This window comes from Uliginosibacterium sp. sgz301328 (genome assembly GCF_041807905.1).
Taxonomy (GTDB): Bacteria; Pseudomonadota; Gammaproteobacteria; order Burkholderiales; family Rhodocyclaceae; genus JBGVSA01.
Genome location: NZ_JBGVSA010000042.1, coordinates 1 through 21,818, shown reverse-complemented (window position 1 = coordinate 21,818; position 21,818 = coordinate 1). Strand labels below are relative to the sequence as shown.

Annotated in this window: 15 protein-coding genes and 2 pseudogenes; 9 read left to right on the top strand and 8 right to left on the bottom strand. The window is 63.0% G+C overall.

What is annotated here, in order from left to right; translation table 11 throughout:
• From ACDA63_RS19230 to ACDA63_RS19215, 4 genes and pseudogenes are all read right to left on the bottom strand, one after another.
• Positions 1-654 (bottom strand): annotated as a pseudogene (locus ACDA63_RS19230) (hypothetical protein); the annotation flags it as partial.
• Positions 655-684: 30 nt separating this feature from the next.
• Positions 685-1,251: pseudogene (locus ACDA63_RS19225) on the bottom strand (ESPR-type extended signal peptide-containing protein); the annotation flags it as partial.
• A gap of 492 nt (positions 1,252-1,743) precedes the next feature.
• A complete protein-coding gene (locus tag ACDA63_RS19220; protein WP_373664916.1) occupies positions 1,744-2,376 on the bottom strand; it encodes a response regulator in 633 nt (210 codons plus the stop codon).
• On the bottom strand, positions 2,373-5,588 hold the full coding sequence (locus ACDA63_RS19215; RefSeq protein WP_373664915.1) for an ATP-binding protein: 3,216 nt from the start codon (positions 5,586-5,588) through the stop codon (positions 2,373-2,375). The genes ACDA63_RS19220 and ACDA63_RS19215 overlap by 4 nt, the downstream gene beginning before the upstream one ends.
• A gap of 510 nt (positions 5,589-6,098) precedes the next feature.
• Between ACDA63_RS19215 and ACDA63_RS19210 the strand changes: the two genes are divergently transcribed.
• Complete coding sequence (locus tag ACDA63_RS19210; protein WP_373664914.1) at positions 6,099-6,758, top strand: response regulator; 660 nt, start codon at positions 6,099-6,101, stop codon at positions 6,756-6,758.
• A 118-nt stretch (positions 6,759-6,876) separates the two neighbouring features.
• Here the strand turns inward: ACDA63_RS19210 and ACDA63_RS19205 are convergent, their stop codons facing one another.
• Positions 6,877-7,317, bottom strand: a complete 441-nt coding sequence (locus ACDA63_RS19205) for a hypothetical protein (protein WP_373664913.1) — start codon at positions 7,315-7,317, stop codon at positions 6,877-6,879.
• A 73-nt stretch (positions 7,318-7,390) separates the two neighbouring features.
• On the opposite strand from ACDA63_RS19205, the gene ACDA63_RS19200 reads away from it, so the two are divergent.
• The 3 genes from ACDA63_RS19200 to ACDA63_RS19190 all read left to right on the top strand — a co-directional run bounded on the left by ACDA63_RS19200 (position 7,391) and on the right by ACDA63_RS19190 (position 9,741).
• Complete coding sequence (locus tag ACDA63_RS19200; protein WP_373664912.1) at positions 7,391-7,723, top strand: hypothetical protein; 333 nt, start codon at positions 7,391-7,393, stop codon at positions 7,721-7,723.
• A gap of 624 nt (positions 7,724-8,347) precedes the next feature.
• Positions 8,348-8,500: a hypothetical protein gene (locus ACDA63_RS19195; RefSeq protein ID WP_373664911.1), complete on the top strand. Its 153-nt coding sequence runs from the start codon at positions 8,348-8,350 to the stop codon at positions 8,498-8,500.
• Between the two features lie 95 nt (positions 8,501-8,595).
• Positions 8,596-9,741, top strand: coding sequence for an MFS transporter (locus ACDA63_RS19190; protein ID WP_373664910.1), 1,146 nt, complete (start codon positions 8,596-8,598; stop codon positions 9,739-9,741).
• A 48-nt stretch (positions 9,742-9,789) separates the two neighbouring features.
• On the opposite strand, the gene ACDA63_RS19185 is transcribed toward ACDA63_RS19190, so the two are convergent.
• On the bottom strand, positions 9,790-10,368 hold the full coding sequence (locus tag ACDA63_RS19185; protein WP_373664909.1) for a DJ-1/PfpI family protein: 579 nt from the start codon (positions 10,366-10,368) through the stop codon (positions 9,790-9,792).
• Positions 10,369-10,426: 58 nt separating this feature from the next.
• Positions 10,427-11,434, bottom strand: coding sequence for a LacI family DNA-binding transcriptional regulator (locus tag ACDA63_RS19180; RefSeq protein WP_373664907.1), 1,008 nt, complete (start codon positions 11,432-11,434; stop codon positions 10,427-10,429).
• A gap of 449 nt (positions 11,435-11,883) precedes the next feature.
• Here ACDA63_RS19180 and ACDA63_RS19175 point away from each other — a divergent pair, with 449 nt between their 5' ends.
• The 5 genes from ACDA63_RS19175 to manD all read left to right on the top strand — a co-directional run bounded on the left by ACDA63_RS19175 (position 11,884) and on the right by manD (position 17,301).
• Positions 11,884-12,846 (top strand): TRAP transporter substrate-binding protein, encoded by a 963-nt coding sequence (locus ACDA63_RS19175; protein WP_373664906.1) that lies wholly within the window; start codon positions 11,884-11,886, stop codon positions 12,844-12,846.
• A gap of 74 nt (positions 12,847-12,920) precedes the next feature.
• Positions 12,921-13,415: a TRAP transporter small permease gene (locus tag ACDA63_RS19170; protein WP_373664905.1), complete on the top strand. Its 495-nt coding sequence runs from the start codon at positions 12,921-12,923 to the stop codon at positions 13,413-13,415.
• Positions 13,406-14,758 carry a TRAP transporter large permease gene (locus ACDA63_RS19165; RefSeq protein ID WP_373664904.1) on the top strand — a complete coding sequence of 451 codons (1,353 nt, stop codon included), beginning with the start codon at positions 13,406-13,408 and terminating at the stop codon, positions 14,756-14,758. Before ACDA63_RS19170 ends, ACDA63_RS19165 begins: the two co-directional genes overlap by 10 nt.
• A gap of 64 nt (positions 14,759-14,822) precedes the next feature.
• On the top strand, positions 14,823-16,073 hold the full coding sequence (locus ACDA63_RS19160) for an oligogalacturonate lyase family protein (protein ID WP_373664903.1): 1,251 nt from the start codon (positions 14,823-14,825) through the stop codon (positions 16,071-16,073).
• Positions 16,074-16,086: 13 nt separating this feature from the next.
• Entirely contained in the window at positions 16,087-17,301 is a 1,215-nt protein-coding gene (gene manD / locus ACDA63_RS19155) for a D-mannonate dehydratase ManD (RefSeq protein WP_373664902.1), read from the top strand.
• A 515-nt stretch (positions 17,302-17,816) separates the two neighbouring features.
• Here the strand turns inward: manD and ACDA63_RS19150 are convergent.
• The coding region (locus tag ACDA63_RS19150) for an Ig-like domain-containing protein (RefSeq protein ID WP_373664901.1) at positions 17,817-21,818 on the bottom strand (4,002 nt) is incomplete at its 5' end.

Below are 21,818 nucleotides of genomic sequence, written 5' to 3'. Positions count from 1 at the left end.
CGAAAGACCTTGCGCAATCGTGTTGTCGCTGGAAGCGACGGCCCCCATGCCAATGGCGGACGAGTTAACGCCGGCGGCCGAAGCCCCTACGCCAGCGGCCAGTGCGTTGGTGCCCGTGGCGCCGTCGTTGTTGTAGTTGCTGCCCGCTGACGTGTTGGTGCTCTTGACGCTGTAGTAATGCGTCGTGGCGCTATTGAGCTGGCTGAGGTTCACCGCGTCGGTGTTGGCCGTACCGGCCGCCACGTTATGCACCTGGTTGCCACCCATATTGACAGTCTGGCCCGCGCCCACCGTCAGACCACCATTGGCGGTGACCATGCCGGCAAAGGTCGGGTTGTCGACCACGCTCACCGTCATCTGGTTGGTGCCAGCGTTGTAGGCCACGGATGTGTTGGTCCCATTCATGAAGCTGACCGTCTCGCCCATGGCGATTTTGTCGGCCGTGCCGCTGTTGGCTTGCACGTTCCAGCCTTGGTTGACGACCCCTGCGAGCGATTGCAGTTGGCTGACGTTGACCGCGTCGGAACCGGACAGACCGGCGGCGACGTTGGTGATGCGGCGTTCGGCGCCCGTGCTGCCGATCGAGACTTCACCGCCAGCGCCGGATGGGGCGACCAGACTAGCAGTGCCTGGGTTGTAACCGGCCGTCGCCAAATTGGTTGAATTTGCAATACTGTTTGCGCCAAGGGCCACGGCGTTAGAGACGGTCGCGGAACTGCCATACCCTAAGGCAAGGACATTCGTTCCCGTGATAGAGGTGTACGCCCCAAGTCCAACGCCACCACTAGTGTTATTGCCAAGGGCATTAGCGCCGATAAGTACAGAATTTGGCGAGGTTCCACTTAGGAAGGTTGTGTACCCAATGTTGACTGAATAGGGCGATGCGGCCGCAGTTGATCCGGCCGCGCCAACGACTACAGCCCCTTCCGCCGCAGCCTTTGCCCTTTCGCCGACAGCAGTGGCATTTTGTCCCTGGGCCGTTGCCCATACACCGATCGCGACACTTCCAGAGACACCGCTAGCAACAGCTGCATCACCAACCGCCGTATTTTGGTTTTGACCGTTATCGCTGGCCCCGACGCCAGCGGAATACGCCTCAGCCTCCCCCATCGCCCCAATCAGCGCCGCCAACGTGCTGGCAACCATCACCACCTTGCGAGCGCTGCGCTTGCCGCGGCCCTTTGCGATTTCCGACACCGCCATCCATGTTTGGGTGACGTCGTTCCAGATGACGCGATATGACTTGTTCATTTTCAGTTTCCTCAACTCGTACAGGTTGTCTCTCGGCGTTGCGGGCGAGGTGGCGAACCTGTCTTGAGCACCATTGCCAGCAGCGAATGGGCGTGAGGTTATGGAGACGGCTCAAGTCAAACTATTGCGGAGCGGATGATTCGTGACGGCGGGCTATCTGCAGCGCCGGTAAGGACTGTTGCAAAAATCCGGCAACTTGATGTGAGTCAATTAATATGACGTAATCATTTTCAGATGGACACAAATCGGGCGCGGAAAACGGCGTTTTCGGCGGCTTGTTTCAGATTGTTTCGGGGTGATGCGAAAGCGCTTGAAGGGACGCCAAAACCCAGGTGGGAAGGACGTTTTGGAGAATCTGATCGTCCCTGCGGGGCAATGCGGGCGAGCCGCGGGGAGAACGCGCCTCGGGTAAAGGAAAGCGTTTAACGATAAATGTGCAGGAAAGGGGCTTTTCCTACAGAACGCCTGACCGGATTCGCAGACACGCGCAGATCAGGCCAGGCCAGTTCTGATGGCGTATTCAATGAGTTCCTTGTCGTTGTGCACGCCGATCTTGCCCATTGCCGAGTGCTTCTGATGGCTGATGGTCTGCTTGCTGCGATTGAGCTGGGCTGCTATCTCATTGACGGTGAATCCGTTGGCGAACAGGCGTATGACTTCGGTTTCACGCGGCGACAGGCCACTGCCGTAGTTGATGCCTGCCTCCGCGTTGGTGCGGAGTGCGTCTGCGACGTCTGGCCCGAGAAATTCCTTGCCCTCGGACACGGCACGGATGGCGCGGGCGACGTCGCGATGGTCGCCGCTTTTTACCAGCACGCCACGCGCGCCGAGCTTGCGCATGAGCCGGTACACCAGCGGATTGGTAAGCACCGTGAGCACCACCACCGGCACGTTGGGGTATCGGCTGGCCAGCGCGTTTAGCAGGTCGGCACCGTCCGCGCCCTGGTCCTGCGGCATCTGGTAGTCGGTGACGATGACATCCGGCCGGTGCCGGTCGATGAGCGCGAACAGGCCCGGCACGCTGCCGGCCTGACCGCAGACTTCGATGCCCATCTCTTGCGACAGCACGGCGACGAGCCCCGACAGGATGATGGGGTGATCGTCGGCGATGACGATGCGGATCATGGTTGCGACTCCAGCATTCTTGACAGGGCCTGGCGCTGCCGGGTGATCAGGCTGTGAAGGCGCGCGGCATCTTCATCCTGCGCGGCGCGTTCGATCTCGTCGAAGGTGGCCGACTGTTCGGGCATCGACACGACGCCGAAGCCGCCCTTGAGGCGATGGCTCAGGTCGGCGACACGGCGAAGATCGCCTGCGCCATAAGCGGTGAGCAGCGCGCGCCAATCGACGGCGGCGGATTCGAAGAACACGCTGCGCCAACTGGCTGGATCGGGGAGCGGCTTGTCGAAGCGCGGCCGTGGCGATGCACGCTGCCAGCCGGCAAGCGCGGCGCGTAGTTGTCCGAGGCTGAGCGGTTTGACGAGGTAGCCTTGCATGCCCGCGTCCGCGGCGCGCCTGGCCTCGGTGGCAACGGCGGTCGCCGACAGCGCGAGAATCGGTTGTTCGGCGCCACGCTCGCGCAACGCGCGGGCGAGTCGGTATCCGTCGATGCCGGGCAGATTGACGTCGATGATGGCGAGGTCCCACGCGATGTTGCCCTGTTGCTGCAGGAGCGATTCACCGTCCTTGAACAGGATCGCCGTGCAGCCGAGGTAGTCGAGTTGTTCGGCCAGCAACTCACGATTGACCGCCACGTCATCCACCACCACGACATCGAGCCCGAGCGCACCGGCTTCATCGACCGCCACCGCCTTTGTTGCCCCGGCTTTGCCCAAGGCGCGCAGGATCGCGTCGATGATGGACGCATGGCTGTGCGGGTCGGCCTCGAAGTGACGCGGCGGCGGATCGGCAAACAAGGGCGCGCCGCTCAACTGGACGACCGCACGGTATGCGTGATCGGCGGGGCGGGCCTCGTCGTCGTCGCTGATCAACAACACGCACGCGTCGGCCAGGACGCCCGGCGGCAACGGGTCGCCTTCCCTCGCCACCAGCGCGCCCCGCGCTGCCAGCATCGATTCGAGGTTGCGCGCCACGTCCGCCACGCTGGCGCGCAGCACGAGCACGACGCCGGCGAGGGTGTCCTGCGGTCTGGCCTGCGCGTCGACCGGCAATTCGACCCCTAGCGTAAAGCTGCTGCCCAATCCCGGCGTGCTGGCGACATAGAGCTCGCCGTCCATGAGGGCCGCCAGCCGCTTGCAGATGGCGAGCCCCAGCCCGGTGCCCTGCCCCACGCCGTCGCGCGTGGGCACCTGCTCGAAAGCGTTGAAGATGCGTGCCTGGTCCTCCGGCGCGATGCCGACGCCGGAATCGGCCACCTGGATTTCGAGTGCGGCGCGCTGACGACCGCCTTCATCCGCCTCATAGAGCACGATGCCCAGCCGTACGAAGACGCGGCCCGCCGGCGTGAACTTGATGGCGTTGCCGACGAGATTGCCGACGATCTGCCGTATGCGCGTGGCATCCCCCACCAGCCGGACATCGAGATCGGCCTGCAGGCTGGATTGCAGCGCGATGCCCTTTTTGTGCGCGAGCGACGCGTAGCTGCCGACCACGTCTTCAACCAGTTCGACCGGATCGAACGGTGCGAGGTCGAGCGCGAGTTCGCCCGCCTCGATGCGCGAAAAGTCGAGCACGTCATTGACGACGGCAAACAAGGCGCGGGCCGACATCTGTGCGCCCGCCAGTCTCTTTGCCTGAGCGGCGGGCAATTCATGGCGGGACATCAGTTCCAGCGTGCCGAGCATGCCGTGCAGTGGCGTGCGGATCTCATGCGTCACGGTCGACAGGAAGCTCGACTTGGCCGCGTTTGCGAGGTCCGCCGCCTGGCGGGCGTGTTCGGCCACCTTGCGCGCCTCGTCCGCGGCAGCCGAAGCCGCCGCCATGGCCGCCTCGGCTTTCTTTTTCTGCGTGATGTCGGTGAACGCCAGCAACAGGGCCTCCGCCCCACGGTAACGGGTGGTCGTGGCGTTGATGAGCAGGTCGCAGGTTTCGCCCTGCGGCAGCGTGATGCGCAACTCCTGGGGGAACGGTTTGCCGTCGCAACGGGTAAGCATCTCGCGCAGAAGCGGCGAGCCCGGGACGTCGGCGACCGGACGATCGAGGATGCTCTGGGCGCGGGCATTCGTGAGGATGGCGGCCATGTCGGCGCTGCGGAATACGGCCAGCCCGGCAGGTGCGGCGCGCACCATCTCTTTGACGAATTCTTCGCTGTCCTGCAACTGGCGCACGCGCATGGCCGAGGGCAGGAGCACGTCGCGCGTCATGCGACGGCGGAGCCAGAAGATGCTGGCCAGCGCGCACATCATTGCCAGTATCGACAGCGAAATCCGCCACGCGTACGGTGCGAGCAACTCGGCGAGCGGGATCGCCACCACGACGTTGAAGGCGTTCGTCTCCGTGCGGTGACTGATGACGAGCATGCCTCGCTCGAAGCGATAAGCGGTCGCCCGCTCCGGGTCGTCGAACCGGGGTTTGAGCCCCTGCACCGCCTGCCCAACCACCATCGGCCGACCATCGGCGGCATAGACCGAGAAGTAGTCGATTCGCTCCGGCGGCATTCTTGCCTCGGCCCATATCTGCCGGCTCGAAACGGCGACGATCACCAGGCCTGCCGTAGCCTCGCCCAGCACCGCCCGGGGTACGTACCAGATGTCGCTGTTCGCCTCGCCCGCCCGCGGCCGCGTGAATGAGAGCCCTTGCTGCGGCGGCGTGTTCTTGATCGTCTCGACGACATCGTCGTAGAGCGCGCGGACCGCTTCGAAGCTCAGCGCCGGCGCCGAGCCGTCCGCGCCCGGAATGACGACCGCAAAAGAGCGATCGTTGTTCATGTAGATGGTCGTCAGGATGGCCGGCCGCTGCGGCCAGACGATCGCATCCAGGCCCGCGATACGCCAGCCGAGCATGAGCTGGGCGGGCGTGACCGACGCGCCCGATGGCATCAGATAGACGAAACGATGTGTCGTGACGGACTGAGGCACGTCCAGCCGGGGACCGGCGCCGCCGTGCGGTGGCGCCGCCAACGGCGTGGACGTGTCAGCGGCGGCGTAGGCGGCAACCTTGTCGGCGTACTCGTATACACGCCTGCCGATGTCCAGCACGCGGCTGACGTCGGCCATGCGCTGCGCGATCTGCGACTGCACCACCGATGAAGTGAGCAGCCAGAGGTACGCGCCGAATACGGCAACGACGCATGCCACGAGCCCGATGACAAAGGTCCGGAGCAGCCGCGGGGCGACGACTTCCGGCGACGAATGCGCTGTCGTGCGAGCAACGTCCATGGCACTCCCTTCACGTGCGAGACCGAGTCTCAGCCTGGAATCGAGGGCGCACGATGAAAGTCGCGAGTCGGAAGTCGGAGCCACGGCCTGTCCGCCTCCCCTGCGCAGCGGACACAGAGACGCCGCAAGGCAGGAGGTACATTCTTGAGACAGTTCTCGCGACATGCCGGCATTGTCGGATTGCTACTTTTCTCATGCACCTGCGATAGAGCGTACACAAAACCTACGTTCATGCACACCTGCCTGACAGACGATTCCCTAGGACTTCACGGAAAAGCCACTGGGTCGCACGGACAGCATCCAGAAGATCTGCAGGCGGCATGGCGCCCTGCCTGACGGGCACATCCTGCAGCAGACCAGAATTGTCGCCATCGCCCCCAGGATTGTGGCGGCGTGTCACAGGGCGAGCATAAGAAAGGTCTTTGCTACTTGTCCGATGTACTGGGTCCGGCTCGACTGGGAAAGTCTCATCACCGACGCAACGCGTCATCAGATTCCAGGAGCCCCCAAATGCAACACCATTCGCTGAATGACTTTCTCGGCAACGCGGCCAGCCGCAAGCGCAAGGTGTTGTTGGTCGACCCGCAACCCATGATCCTGCTCGGCCTGAAGATGACCATCGACGAAGAAAGCTCGCTGGAATGCGTGGGGGTTGCGCAGAATGCAGAGACCGCCTTGCAGATCGCGGCCGAATGTCATCCCGATCTGGTGGTGGTCGACTACGAACTGCCCGACATGCCGGGCCTCGAATTCATCCGCAAGATCGTGCAGATGCCCTGGCAGCCGAACGTGCTGGTATTGACGGGCGCGATCCGGCCGGTCAGCACGACGGCAATCGCCAACTCGGGCGCCAAGGGTTTCCTCAACAAGGTCGCCGACATCCCGACCATCCGCACGACGATGAATCTGGTTGCCAACGGCTTCACCTGCCTGCCCCAATGGGCGACTGAACGGCAACTTCCCCTGTCGGCGCGTGAGACCCAGGTGCTGGAAGGCCTGCTGGCAGGCCAGAACAACCGGCAACTGGCATCCCAGCTACAAATCAGCGAAAAGACGGTGAGCCATTACAAGGTGTCTGCGCTCAAGAAGCTGGGCACCAACTCGATCGCCACGCTGGCGGCCATGCCGTCGAAACCGTGGCGCGATGGCACTCGTGCTCATCTGCAGTGACGCGGGCGACTGCAACGAACGATTTATGGCCGACGAAAAAAAGCCCCGGACATGCCGGGGCTCTTGTGCCTGACAACGACGGATCGCGATTGAAGCGCCCCCGCCGTCCTCGCCAAGGTCACGGCGTGATCTTGACACCGTGCACGTGCAGCGACCCACTGGCCTTATTGAGAATGCGGACCCACACGGGCGAGCTGATCGTGCCGACATTGCTGGAGACGTCGTCGATCCAGTCACCCTTGGCATGCACGGCGTTGGTCCCGCCGCAGGTGCCGGTGGCCGTGACGCCGTACTTGTTCGTCCACGTGCTGCCGTTGTCGGTCGACACGTCGACCGAATAACACATCGATCCGACCCCCGCGACGTCGAACTGGAAGCCGCTTACGCTGGGCAGCTTGAAGATCGCGGCCCCGCCATCCATGGCACCGAGGTTGGTCGCCTTGATCAGCGCGATCGAACCGGTATGCGTCGAGGAGGAAATGCCGCTGTTCGTGGCCTGTCCGGTCGAATCGTAGGTGCCGTAGCCGGTACCTACTCCGCCGGAACCGTTCGAAACCATGATGAACTGCGCACCCGTAGCGGCCTGTGCTGCGTCGAGGTTGTACTTGGTGCCGGACGACAGCGTGGCACCGATGAGGTACTTGAGTGCCGAGGCGTCGGAGCTGAACCAGAACCAGCCGCTGCCATCCAGATCGGCGCTGGCGAATAGCGCCGCGGCGGCCGAAGACGATGAGGCCGAACTGCTCGCTGCACTGGAATCTGCGCTGCTCGACACGCTCGACGCCGAACTGCTCGATGCACTCGAAGCGCTACTGGACGTGCTGGATGTGCTGGACTTGGAGCTGGAGCTGGCGGACGAAGAGACCGACGAAGAGGTGCCGGACGCTGTCGGCGTGGAATTGTCATCCCCACCGCAGGCGCTCAGCACCGCCGCCGCCAGCAAAGCCAACACCAGGCCAGAGTGACGCGCGCGCACGGGCACCGCGCCGGTATTCATAAACCGCATTTGACTCCTCCATTTGAGTGGATGCCTGGCGCACGGCCCAAAGGCCTGCCGCGCCGGATCTCGTTGTTGTCGGCACGCTCGAAAGGGCTTTGCCGTGCGGCGATCATGCATTGCGCACCGATCAAAGTAAACGATTAACTCCGATCACCATAAATTGCCTGTGATTTCTTTCCTTGTTATCGGTTACGCGATTACCTCAGGCAACGTCAGTCGGTGTCCACTCATCGGCTGGTTTGATCGACCAAGCCTGTGATCACGGACCGTCGGCCACGCGCACAACAATCGGGTGCCACACAGGCGCCCCTCTCGGGGCGGCCGGCTTGTCGTCCTGTTGGCGGCGTCGATCCAGGACTCTGGATTTGGCGCGTTGCATCGACCCACTCAGAAAAGGAGAAGCACATGGACGCGTCGGCCGCGAGACACCCCGGCGGGGAAAGAGGTGATGTTTGCCGGGCCGCCGTTCGTAGCCGTAGCGATTGTTCTCTCGCCGACTGTTGTTACAGTACTGGCAACCATGAAACCCAGTTCGTGACTGATGGTCGCCCATAAGGTCCCTGCCGAACTCGGGGAAGAGGACGCCGAATTGAAAAAACGCCAGGGCTCGCTCGAGCGAATCAGGAAGCTCGATTTCTACGCAGCGCCACTCGCGGCGGATGCCGCTGCCTGGCGCGCCCGTTGCGAAGAACTGGACGGCGATGCCCAGCGGGTATCGAGCGAACAGGGGCGACAGTCGTGAAGGCCCGTACGTGGAGGCAAACCGCGGCCGCAGCGCCGACGGCTCCCGGACATTCGTTCCGGGGCATTCCCAAAGGGGTCTGGGCACTCGGTTGCGTGAGCCTGCTGATGGACCTCTCGTCGGAGATGATCCATGCCTTGCTGCCGGCGTACATGATGACCGTGCTCGGCGCATCCGCCCTCACGATCGGCGTGCTCGAAGGGATTGCCGAGGCAACCGCTTCGGTGACCAAGATTTTCTCCGGCGCGCTGAGCGACTGGCTGGGACGGCGCAAGTTGCTGGCCGCCATCGGCTATGGCCTCGCGGCGCTCACCAAGCCGGTCTTTCCACTTGCCACGTCGATCGAATGGTTGTTCGCGGCGCGATTCGTCGATCGCATCGGCAAGGGCATTCGCGGCGCGCCGCGCGATGCGCTGGTGGCCGACATCACGCCGCCCCACTTGCGCGGCGCTGGTTTCGGCCTTCGTCAGTCGCTCGACACGATCGGCGCCTTCGCCGGCCCGCTTCTCGCCATCGGCCTCATGTGGCTGACCGCGGGCAACTTCCAGTTCGTGTTCTGGATCGCCGTCATCCCGGCCATTCTGTCGGTCGTCGTGATTGTGTTCGCCGTTTCGGAACCGGCGCGATCCGCCACTTTGCGCAAGGTCCGCATGCCCCTGCATCCGGACGAACTGCGCCATCTGGACAGTGCCTACTGGCGCGTCGTGGCGGTGGCCACCGTGTTCACGCTGGCGCGCTTCAGTGAAGCCTTCCTCATCCTGCGCGCGCAGTCGGTCGGCGTGTCGATGACCTGGGTGCCCGTGGTGCTGGTCATCATGAGTCTGGTCTATTCGCTGTCCGCCTATCCCGTCGGCATTCTCTCCGACCGGGCGGATCGCATGACCATCCTGGCCGTCGGGCTGGGGCTGCTCGTGCTGGCCGATATCGTTCTGGCAACTTCGAGCGGCATCGCGGGCGTCTGCCTTGGCGTTGCGCTGTGGGGATTGCACATGGGCTTCACCCAGGGACTGCTGGCCGCCCTGGTGGCGGAGACCGCCCCCGGAGAACTGCGAGGCACCGCATTCGGCATGTTCAACCTGATAACAGGTATTGCCCTGCTCGCGGCAAGTGTCATCGCCGGCGCGCTGTGGGACCGGCTCGGCCCGCAGGCCACGTTTCTCGCCGGCGCCGGACTTGCCGCCGCATCGCTCATCGGCCTGTGGTGCCTTCGCGGCCCGCTTCGCCGCCGCCCTTCAGCCTGATGTTCGCGCGGCTGACCTGCGCTTGGCGAGGTTGTCGGGCAGGACGACTCAGGTAGTCGCCGTATCGGGCGTCCAGTCCTCGATGTAAATGTGTTGCGCCTGCGTCTGGACGATGTCGGGCGCGACGAATTTCGCTCCGATCGTCAGCGCGAAATGGAACGCAAATCCTAGCCCCATGCCGCTCAGTACGTTCCGATCCTCGACGATGGGCTCGGGCACGTAGGTGCCGTCCTGGTACAGCGTGTAGTTCTCGCCCGAACATGTGTAGCGCCGGCCGGCCAGCAATCCGTTGGCGGCCAGGACGTGCGCGCCGGCTGAACACAGCGGACAGACGAGTCGCCCCGCCGCCATGTGCGCCTTGACGAACTCGACGACCTGCGCGCTCTGGCCAAGATTGCGCGCACCTTGCGGCCCGCCCGGCAAGACGATGGCGTCATACAGATCGTGTGCGCGCTCGCCGAGCAGGGCGTCGGCGCGAACGGGTTGGTTGAAGTAGCTCACGACTTCGCGCCCGTCATGGCAGGCCAGCGTTTCGACGGTGAGCTTGAGGCGGCGCAGTACATCGATGACGATGAATGCTTCGGCGTCCTCGAAGCCATTTGCGAGCAGTACAGCAATCCTTGTCATGCGTTTCTCCATTTTCGGGCGCCTGGGTTTCCCTTTGAGGTGCCCCTTCGATTCGTGACTATTTGGCACTTCCCTGCGTCGATGCGCGGACCATCAAGCGAGGCTCCAGCAGCACCGCGGTCGGGCCGGGGTCCCTCGATTCGATCGCCAGGTGCAGGCGCTCCAGCGAGCGTGAGCCCAAGTCCTCGCTGCGCATGTCCACCGTCGTCAGCGAAGGCGTGACGTAGCGCGACACGGCGATGTTGTCGAAACCGGCGATGCTGATGTCCTCGGGAACGCGGACGCCCAGATCGCACAGTCCATGCAGCAGGCCGATCGCGATGACGTCGTTGTAGCAGACGATGGCGTCCACCTTTTGCGGCCCGTACACGATGCTGGCGGCAATCGCCTCGCCGGCTTCCATGGTCTGCGTGTCGACGGACATTTCCATCACTTCGGCGTCGCCCGCGATTTCGCGCAGCGCCCCCACCCGGTCTGCGTTCCAGATGGAACGCGAGTAGCCCACGTACATGATGCGGCGGCGCCCGGTTTCGAGAATGTGGCGCCCCAGGAGCATCGAGGCTTCGCGTCCGCGAATCTGGATCGACGGCGTTTGCAGATCCTGGAAATGTCCTTGCAGCGTCTGACCGAACAGGACCGCAGGCTTGCCGAGTTCGCGCGGCAGGTCGCGTGCTTCCTCCGTCAGGCGCAGGCTGAGGATCAATCCGTCGACGCGGCGCGCGAGGTTATCGACGGTCTGCGTCGCATGGGAGATGTCTTCCTTGAGGTCTACGACGATCAGGTTGTAGCCATAGGCCTGGGCCTTGATGCTGGCGCCATGGACGACGTTGGTGAAATGCGGGTTGCGTATGTCCAGCACCACCAGGCCGATCGATCCGAACAAGCCGGTGACCATGCTGCGCGCACCGGGGTTCTGCCGATAGTTCAGGGCGAGGATCGCCTCGCGCACGCGCGCCTCGACTTCCGGTTTGAACTGGGACCGTCGGTTGAGAATCATGGAAACCGTCGACGTCGACACGCCGGCGGCGGCGGCAACATCTTTGAGCGTGGCGGGGCGCTTGTTCATGGGACGTCTCGAGCGGGTCATCGGACTGGGAGTCCCGGCACTTTACCCCATGACCGGCCTCCCCGCCTCACCCCGGCCGCGTGCGTGCCGCCCCGGGACGCGTCCGATTTTAATTGAAGCCTTTCAATAGCTCAGACGGGAATTTACCCAGACGGTACTTTCGCGCGCGCTGACCCGCAGAAGAGAACTCTCTTACTGCCGCCTCTCGTCGGAAACACAGACCCTCTGGGCACTTCAAAGCGGCAACACCCCAATCTGCGTGCCAATCGAGCCTTCCCATCGTCATTTCGGCACGCCACATTGATATAGCGCAAAAGTCCATTTGCATGACGGATAACCCTACTATTCCGGCCAGAAATTGAAACGTTTTAATAGCCTCCGTTTGGGCAAAACTGCTCGCAACGACCTGTGAGCACAGAGCCCGTCATCAAGAGGAGACATCAATGGGAATGAAGAAACTGTGTGTCGTTGCCGCCCTGCTGCCAGCCATGCTGGTCGGCGTAGCCCAGGCGCGTGATTTCCGGTCTGCGGACGTTCATCCGCGCGACTACCCGACCGTCCAGGCGGTCGAGTACATGGGCAAACTCATCAGCGAAAAGACCCAGGGGCGCCTCGGTGTGAAGGTGTTCGTCAACAGCACGCTGGGGTCGGAGAAGGACGTCGCCGAACAGGTGAAGATCGGCACGCTGGAGATGTCGCGTTTCAGCATCAGCACTTTCCACGGTCAGGTGCCGGAAACGCTGGTGCCGTCCTATCCGTTCATCTTCCGCGACAACGCGCACTTCCAGAAAGTGATCCGCGGCCCGGTTGGCGACGAGATCCTGAAGAGTTTCGAGAAGGCCGGTTTCGTCGGGCTGGCCCTGTATGACGCCGGCGCCCGTTCGGTCTACGCCAAGAAGGCGGTGCACACGCCGGCGGACATGAAAGGCATGAAGATCCGTGTGATCTCGTCCGATCTGTTCGTCGCGATGATCCAGGCGCTGGGCGCCACGCCGATCCCCATCCCCACGTCGGAGGTCTACACGGCCCTGAAGACGGGTCTGGTCGAAGGCGCGGAAAACAACTACCCGACCTACGAAACGGCTCGCCATTACGAAGCGGCCCCCTTCTACAGCGAAACGCAGCACACGCGCATCCCTGAAGTGGTGGTGTTCTCGAAGAAGATCTGGGACACGCTCACGCCGGCCGATCAGAAGATCGTCCGCGAAGCGGCCAAGGCTTCGGTCGATTACTACCAGAAGCTGTGGGACGCCAAGTCGGCCGCCTCCAAGAAGATCCTGATCGACAACAAGGTCTCCTTCAACGAAGTCGATCACGACGCCTTCGTGGCGCTCGAAAAGCCGGTGTGGGAAAAGTTCGCCACGACTCCTCAAGCCAAGGAACTGGTTCGCAAGATTACCGAAGTTCGTTGATCTGACGGCCGCCGCCCGGTGGCCAGACCGGACGCGGGCCTGCCAGGGCCCGTGTCCGTTCAGGGGAGAAGTACATGCAATTTTTGACCAGCCTGAACGCGAGGCTCGCGCGTTGGGCGATGTATATCGCCGTCGCCTCCTTGCTCGGCATCACGGCGCTCGTGTTCTACGGCGTCGTGATGCGATACGTGTTTCACGATGCGCCCGCTTATGTCGAACAACTGGCACTGATCCTGGTGATCTGCGTGGCCATGTTCGCCGCCTCCGCCGGCGTGCGCGAAGCGGGCCACATCGGCATGGATTCACTGGTGGTGATCCTGCCGGCCAAGGCCCAGTTCGTGATCGGCATCATCGTCGGCATCCTGAGCATCATCTTCGGCATCGCCCTCTTCCTGGGCAGCCTGCAAATGGCAGTTGCCGTCTACAACAGCATCATTCCCACCCTGAATATCTCGGAAGCGGTGCGCTACACCCCTTGCGTGATCGCGGGGGTGCTCATCGTCCTGTTCTCGATCGAGCACCTGATCGCCATGGTGCAAGGTAAGGAAGTGGAGCCGTCATGGTATTAGCCGTTCTTTCGCTGAGCTTTCTGCTCTTTTTGATCCTGGGTCTGCCGGTGGCGTTCGCCATCGGTCTGAGTTGCCTGCTGGCCTTCCTCGTCGAAGGCCTGCCGCTGGCCACCGCGTTCCAGTCGATGGTCTCGGGCATGAACGTGTTCTCGTTCCTGGCCATTCCGTTCTTCATTTTCTCCGGCGAAATCATGTTGCACGGTGGCATCGCCGAGAAGATCGTGACTTTCGCGCGCAATCTGGTGGGGCACTGGCGCGGCGGCCTGGGCATGGCCAACGTGATGGCCTGCACGCTGTTCGGCGGCGTGTCGGGTTCGCCCGGCGCCGACGTGTCAGCCATGGGCGGCGTGATGATCCCGATGATGAAGAAGGAAGGCTACAGCGCCGACTACGCCGTCAACGTCACCACCCACGCAGCGCTGTGCGGTGCGCTCATGCCCACCTCGCACAACATGATCATCTACGCCTTCGCGGCGCAGGGCGCGGCCGGCGTCATCGGCGACCACGTCATCCGTGGCGTCTCGATCGGCGACCTGATGTTCGCGGGGCTGCTGCCCGTGATCTGCCTGATGATATGCATGCTGTTTGCCGCCTACTGGGTGGCCGTGAAGAACGGCTATCCGCGCCGCCCCGACGGTTCGACGGCGGTCGACAAGTTCCCGGGCTGGGGCGCGGTCGTGACCTCGTTCATCGCGGCGCTGCCCGGTCTGTTCGTGGTGGCAATCATCCTGGGCTGCATCATCGGAGGCGTCACGACGGCCACCGAAGCGGCCGGCATCGCCGTGTGCTATTCGCTCTTCCTGACCTTCGTGGCCTACCGCACGATGAACTGGAAGAAGCTGATGATGGCCTCGTCGCGTGCCGCCAAGACCACCGGGATCGTGCTGTTGCTGATCGGCGTGTCGAACATCCTGCAATGGCAGATGGCTTTCCTCGAACTGCCCGATCTGACGGCGCAACTGCTGCTGAGCGCGACGGACAATCCGCTCATCATGTTCGCGCTGATCAACATCATCCTGTTCCTGCTGGGCACGTTCATGGACATGGCCGCCACCATCCTGATCTGCACGCCGCTGTTCCTGCCGCTGGCCATCCAGATGGGCATGGGGCCGGTCCAGTTCGGCATGGTGTTGCTGCTCAACTGCGCGCTGGGCCTGAATACGCCGCCGGTCGGCACGGTGCAGTTCATCGGCTGCGCCATCGGGGGCGTGTCGGTGGGGCAGGTCATGCGCACCATCCTGCCGTTCTACACGGCGCTGTTCGTCGCCATGGCTGTGGTCACTTACGTGCCGGCCTTCTCGACCTGGCTGCCCTCGCTGATCACGGGGCATCCGGTGCTGTAAAACCCGCGTCCGCACCGGCTCCAGGTCATCGTGAGCCGGTGCGGCGTCGCCGCAGGGAATCATCATGCAGAGTCAGACAACCACGTTGGTGACCGATGGAGCGGTCGCCAACGACCAGCTTTTGTACTTCACCAGTTCCAGCCTGTCGTCGGACGACGCGGCACTGGTGTTCATCAGCGATCGGTCGGGGCACCCGAATCTTTACGTAAAGCCCCTGCCGCAAGGCGACGAACGGCAACTGACGTTCAATGAACGAGGCACGCTCAAGTCCTATGTGTACTTCAACGGCAACGAACGCCGGGGGCTGGGCAAGGCTAGCGTGAGTTTCGACTCCGCACGGAACTTGATCTACTACATCCAGGACGACGACATCGTCCAGGTGGACCTGGCGGGCCGCCGGCGCGTGTTGGCGCAGGTGCCGCCGGACCAGGTAACCGCCTTCACTCACGTCAGTGCCGACGGCTCGCGTCTATGCGTACCCACCACGGATGCACGTGCGCTCGAGGCCGAACAGTTCGCCAACGATGCGCCCGGCTACACCGTGGGCAGCGACGGCAAGAAAAACGAAGTCATCGCCGACAAGCCGACATACGACATCGACAAGCGGGTACAGGACGAGAACCTGAACTCGTACCTCAATGTGTATGACACGGCGAGCGGCGTGCTCGTGGCGCGCGAGCGCGTCAATCGCGCGTGGATCACGCATGTTCAGTTCAGCCCGCTCGATGCCGGCGTGATTCTCTACAACCACGAATGGCCGGGCGATTGCGGCATCCGCCGCCTGTGGCTGTGGAATGGCAAGGAACACATCCGCCTGCGCACCGAAGGCGAGGGTCGCACGCGCGCCGACTGGACCTGCCACGAGATGTGGACAGCCGATGGGCGTCACATCATCTATCACGGCAAATATGCCGACGGCCGCGCCTATATCGGACGCGTTGCACCCGACGGCAGCGGCACCGTGGAGATCGCCCTGCCGGACGACTACCACCGCTACGGCCATTTCACCGCCGGCAACCTCCACGACAACTGGCTGGTATCGGACGGGTATTACCACCCGGACGGCGTGCCCGAGAACGAAAACTGGGGCGGCGAATGGATCAGCGTGCAGCGCGTCGACTGGGGCACGCGCCAGATCGAATGGATTCCGCTATGCGAGCACCGCTCGATCTGGGACTGCCAGGACAGCCATCCGCACCCGATCTTCGACCACGGGGACAACGCGGTGTACTTCACCTCCAACACCAGCGGCCGGCGCGCCGTCTATCGCGTGGCGATACCTGCGGCGCTTGTGTCTTCCTCTTTCAAACGATGAGCGATCAACGAACATGAAAATCACACGAGCTGAAGTCTTTGTAAGCTGCCCGGGGCGCAACTTCGTCACCCTGCGCATCAACACCGATGAGGGGCTGACAGGCCTGGGCGACGCAACACTCAACGGCCGGGAATTGTCGGTGGCGTCCTATCTGCGCGACCACGTCTGCCCGCAGTTGATCGGGCGCGACGCACATCAGATCGAAGACATCTGGCAGTTCCTCTACAAAGGCGCCTACTGGCGTCGCGGCCCCGTCACCATGTCCGCGATCTCGGCGGTCGACATGGCCTTGTGGGACATCAAAGGCAAGGCGGCGGGCATGCCGGTCTACCAACTCCTGGGCGGAGCTTCGCGCACCGGCGTCATGGTGTATTGCCACACCACCGGCCACACCATCGAAGACGCACTGGAGGACTACGCGCGTCACCAGGAAATGGGCTTCAAGGCCATCCGCGTTCAATGCGGCGTGCCCGGAATGAAGACCACCTATGGCATGTCGAAGGGGAAGGGACTTGCCTATGAACCGGCCACCAAGGGGCACTGGCCCGAAGAGCAATTGTGGTCGACCGAAAAGTACCTCGACTTCATGCCGAGTCTGTTTGCTGCCGTGCGCGAGCGCTTTGGTTACAACGAGCATCTCCTGCACGACGTGCACCATCGCCTGACGCCCATTGAGGCCGCACGTTTCGGCAAGGCCGTCGAACCGTATCGCCTGTTCTGGATGGAAGACCCGACTCCGGCGGAGAACCAGGAGTGCTTCCGTTTGATCCGCCAGCACACGGTCACGCCCGTCGCCGTCGGGGAGATCTTCAACAGCATCTGGGACTGCAAGCAGCTCATCGAAGAGCAACTCATCGACTACATCCGCACAACGATCACCCACGCTGGCGGCATTACTGGCATGCGGCGCATTGCGGACTTCGCCTCGCTCTACCAGGTGCGGACAGGTTCGCACGGCCCGTCGGATCTCTCGCCCGTCTGCATGGCCGCCGCGCTCCATTTCGATCTGTGGGTGCCGAACTTCGGCGTGCAGGAATACATGGGCTATTCCGAGCAGATGCTGGAAGTGTTCCCGCACAACTGGACGTTCGAAGACGGATACATGCACCCGGGCAATGCGCCGGGCCTGGGGGTTGAATTCGACGAGAAGCTGGCGGCACGATATCCGTATGAGCCGGCTTATCTTCCGATTGCGCGACTCGAAGACGGTACGGTCTGGAACTGGTAATCGGCGCACGAGGCGCACGCCAGAACCAACGTGCGCCTCGATTCGACACACGCGCGGCTCGCGCATGCGGCCGACACACCCACATCGGCCTATCCTTGGCGCGTGCTGCGCCGCCACCTCATATTCGAAAAATGAAGCAACGGCCCACGCCGACGCAGCGCTGATGCGCCTGCATGGCGGACGCCAGTTCAATGCTGCCGTCTGGTTTGACGTGCAGCCGTGCGCCGCGCCTGTACGGGCTCATCGTCATCGGAAAGTCGGATTGCTCGCCACATCCGGCAAGATGCCGGCGCCGCTGCGCGGCGTCACGGGCAGCCGGCCCCCACGCATCCAGATATTCTTCAGAGGGCTCGGACGAAAAAAAACCCGCAAGGCGTGGTAGCCATGCGGGTTTTGGGCGGCAACAAGGCCGCTCGAATCACGGGTTGCCCCGTGCCCCTCCTCCAACTTCTTCTACGCATCAGGGGGTGGAGCGCCTGACAGATGCGCCCCACCCGCCTCCCCCCCAGGAGACCTTAAACCACGACGAGCTGGTGATTGGCCAACAGTGTCGCCAGATCGGTATGCACGTCTGTCAGCGTCAGGAGCGTTGTCGCCGAGAAGTCGCCACCCGAACCGTCACGGTCGATGGACACCACGGTATCGGCGCCACTCTGCGTGACACTGACATACTCCGAGAGGTTGCCAGCGCCTGCCGAAAGGGTCGCCGTGCCGTTCACATAGTTCGCGGCACCATCACCCGTGTAACCGACCAGCAGATCGTGGATATCGATCCGGTCCACATCGGGCGTGCACTCGTAGACGCCTACCTTGAAGCTGTGGGCGATGTCGCTGCCATTGCCGCCGGTGGCGTCGTTCGCATCGAGCACGTGGTACATCAACGTGTCGTGACCGCCATGGACAAGGTTGAAGGTGTCGTTTCCGCCACGGCCTTCGAACTGGTTGTCTGCGGCGTTATCGGTGAACGTATCGCTGCTAGCGCCACCGGCAATACCTTCGATGTTCTTGAAGGTCGCCGTGTTGTAGCCCGTGAACTGTGGCGTCGTTACGCTCAGGTCGATCGTGAGTGGCGTCGAACCAGCAAGCTGGTAGTCGACGATATCCATCCCGCCCGTGTCGCTCCATGCCGATACGCCCGAAACCACAGATGTACCGCCGGCGCCGTCATAGACGGCGGTGCCAGTCTGGGCAAAGAACGTGTCGTTGTAGCCCGTACCGGTGATGTCGCTGCCACCGCCCGAACGTCCGGAGTAGGCGTCGACGTCATTCGCACCGCCACTGCTTGTCGCCATCAGCATGTATGCGTGGTTGGCATCGCCCGTCGTCAGGTCGGACCACGTCATGTTCACGTTTTCGATGACGTTCAGCGTACCCGCCCCATTGACACCGTTTGTTGCGGAGCCAACGCCGCCCACGTCGCTGGATGTTCCATTGACGTTACGCAGCAGTACAACGCTGTAGGTGTCGTTCGGATCCAGACCGTAGAAATCGACGATGCCGGTGCTGTTGTTGGTCTGGTTGCCGGACTGCGCATTGATGATCTGCGTTGCAACCACGACCCCCGCGGAGTTCACCAGCTCGACCGTGGCGCCGTAGAACGCATTGATGCCGTTCTGGTCAAGGATGCGCAGATGCAGGCTCGTGCCATAGGCGACCGTGTTCGTGTTATGAACGTAGGTCGTGGTGCCACCCGACGTGAAGACGAGCAGATCCTGCGCGCCGTCCCAGTCGAGGTCGAGGCTCACCATGCCCGAGATCGCCTTGCCGTTGGCGGAAGTTCCACCCACGGTGCTGCCGGTGCCAGTACCGAAGGTGCCGTCGGCCATCAACTTGAGCGTGGAGAAGTTCGCCACGCCGCTCGACGTGTTGTTCATGTACAGGTTCAGCGTCCCGGTCGCGCCAAACTGCGGCGCCTCGATGATGTCCATCTTGCCGTCGCCGTTCCAGTCGAGCGCCAGCGACGGGCCGCCTACCACGCTGTCACCCATCGTGTATGTGCCGGTCGGCGTACCAATGCCCGTCACGTTCGTCGACATCAGGTGTCCCTGCCCGTCGTTGAAGTAGATCGTGCTGTTGGCATAGGTACCGCCATACGTGGCACCAAGGAACAGGTCCATGAACCCGTCGCCATTGAAGTCCGCCCATGTCATCGACGGCGCCTGCGATGCAGTCGTGTTCTGCTGGTCGTAGAACACGTTCGTCACGATCTGCGTCGATGTCAGCTTGCCGGTGCCGTCATTCGATGCGACGACAAGACGATACACATTGCCGGAAGTCGATGCCCCCACCTTGTTCGTGCCAAGATCGGCGTGATACACGATGTCGATCGTGCCGTCGTTGTTGATATCGACGCCGGACACTTCCTTCTGCGGCGTGGCATTACCGGTATTGGTCGCCCCTGTAGTGACGTCGTTTACGTAGGTACCGTTCTTGACGAAGCCGGTGACCGTACCGTTCGTGTTGATCAGGAACGACGAGTCATACCCGCCAAGCACTTCTTCATCGTTCGGCGTGTTGTCGCCGTAGATGATGTCGGCCAAGCCGTCGCCATTGCCATCGTAGATCGCAACACCGCCGTACCACGCATACACGTTTGCATCCAGGTCGTTCGTCGTTCCGGCGGCAGTGTTTCCAGCGGCGGTCTCGTACAGACCGATCTGCACAGCCTTGTAAGTGGTGCCGTCGAATATCCAGGCTTGTTGGCCGTCCAGGTACACCGAGTCTTCACCGATGATGTCCATCGTGCCGTTGCGGTCAATGTCCGCAAAGGTGACGTTCTGCGTCTGGTTGGCACCGGCCATTTGGGTGGTGGACGCGGTCAGAACCGTGGTCGAGTATGTCCCCAGCGACGCACTGTCCGTCGCATTCGCGTTGAACACGATCTGGTTCGAGAAGATCTGCCACTGCCCATTGCTGCCCAGGGTGAGCGCCGTGCCCTTGTTGTTGCCGGAACCCGCGCCCCCGAAGGTAACCGTCGGCGTCGGCGCCACGGTCAATTCGTTGAACGCGATGTCCTTGACAGCGATTGACCCGTCACTCTGGACCACGACGGCCGAGACGTCATAGGTCCCGGTGGGCAAAGCACTGCCATCCGGAATCTGCACGTACCAGGTGTTGGCCGTCTTGTCGACCACCACCGCTCCGTTGGCCGAACTGTAGGTCACACCATTGATCTTCACCTCGAGGTGCGTATCGGCCGTAAGCGCGTACGGGATCGTACCCGTCACAATCGGCGTCGTATCGGTCGTGACGTCAGCGTTGATCACCGTGGTCACGTACTGCGTCGTACCCGGATCGCTGACGTGTCCTGCGGCGTCCGTCGCTGTTGCACTGACGTTGCCCGCTGCTTGCGGCACGTGGGTCGTTACGCTGTAGTTGCCGTTCGCGTCCGCCGTGGTCGTGACCGAGCTGCCATCCGGGTAGGTGACGGTCACCGTGGTGCCCGCCTCCGCGGTGCCACTTACGGTTACACCGTTATCGGCGTTAGGCATGACATGCACCACCGGTGTGAGCGGTGCGTTCGTGTCCGTGTAGCTCACGCCAGTCGGCGCACTGGTGTTTTCTGCTGCATCGGTGGCCGTCGCCGTCACCGTGCCCGTAGTCTGCGGCACGGTGGTCGTCACGCTGTAGTTGCCGTCGGCATCCGCCGTGGCTGTACCCGTACTGCCATCCGGATAGGTCACCGTCACCGTGCTGCCCGGCTCGGCAGTACCTGAGACCGTGAGACCACCGTCCTCATTGGCCGTCACGTTCGCCACCGGCGCCAAGGGCGCATCCGTATCCGTATAAGTTGCCTCGCCCGGATCACTGATGTTGTTGGCCGCATCGGTGGCCGTCGCCGTCACCTCACCGCTGGTCTGCCGCACCGTGGTCGTCACGCTGTAGTTGCCATCCGCATCCGTCGTGGTCGTGCCCGTCGTACCGTCCGGATAGGTCACCGTCACCGTGCTGCCAGGTTCCGCCGTGCCCGAGACCGTGAGACCACCGTCTTCGTTGGCCGTCACGTTCACCACCGGCGCCACCGGGGCGCCCGTATCGGTGTAGTCCAGTACCGTCGGCTCACTGATGTTGTTGGCCGCATCGGTGGCCGTGGCCGTCACCTCGCCGCTGGTCTGCGGCACGGTGGTCGTCACGCTGTAGTTGCCATCGGCATCGGCCGTCGTCGTGCCCGTGCTGCCATCCGGGTAGGTCACCGTCACCGTGCTACCCGGCTCGGCCGTGCCCGATACCGTCAGGCCACCGTCCTCGTTGGCCGTCACGTTCACTACCGGCGCTACCGGCGCCCCCGTGTCCTCGTAGCTCACCTCCGTCGGCTCGCTGGTATTGCCCGCCACGTCAGTGGCGGTCACGTCCACCGTTCCCGTGGTCTGCGGCACGTCGGTCGTCACGCTGTAGTTGCCATCGGCATCGGCCGTGGTCGTGCTCGTCGTACCGTCGGGATAGGTCACCGTTACGGTGCTACCCGGCTCCGCCGTGCCCGAGACTGTGAGACCACCGTCTTCGTTGGCCGTCACGTT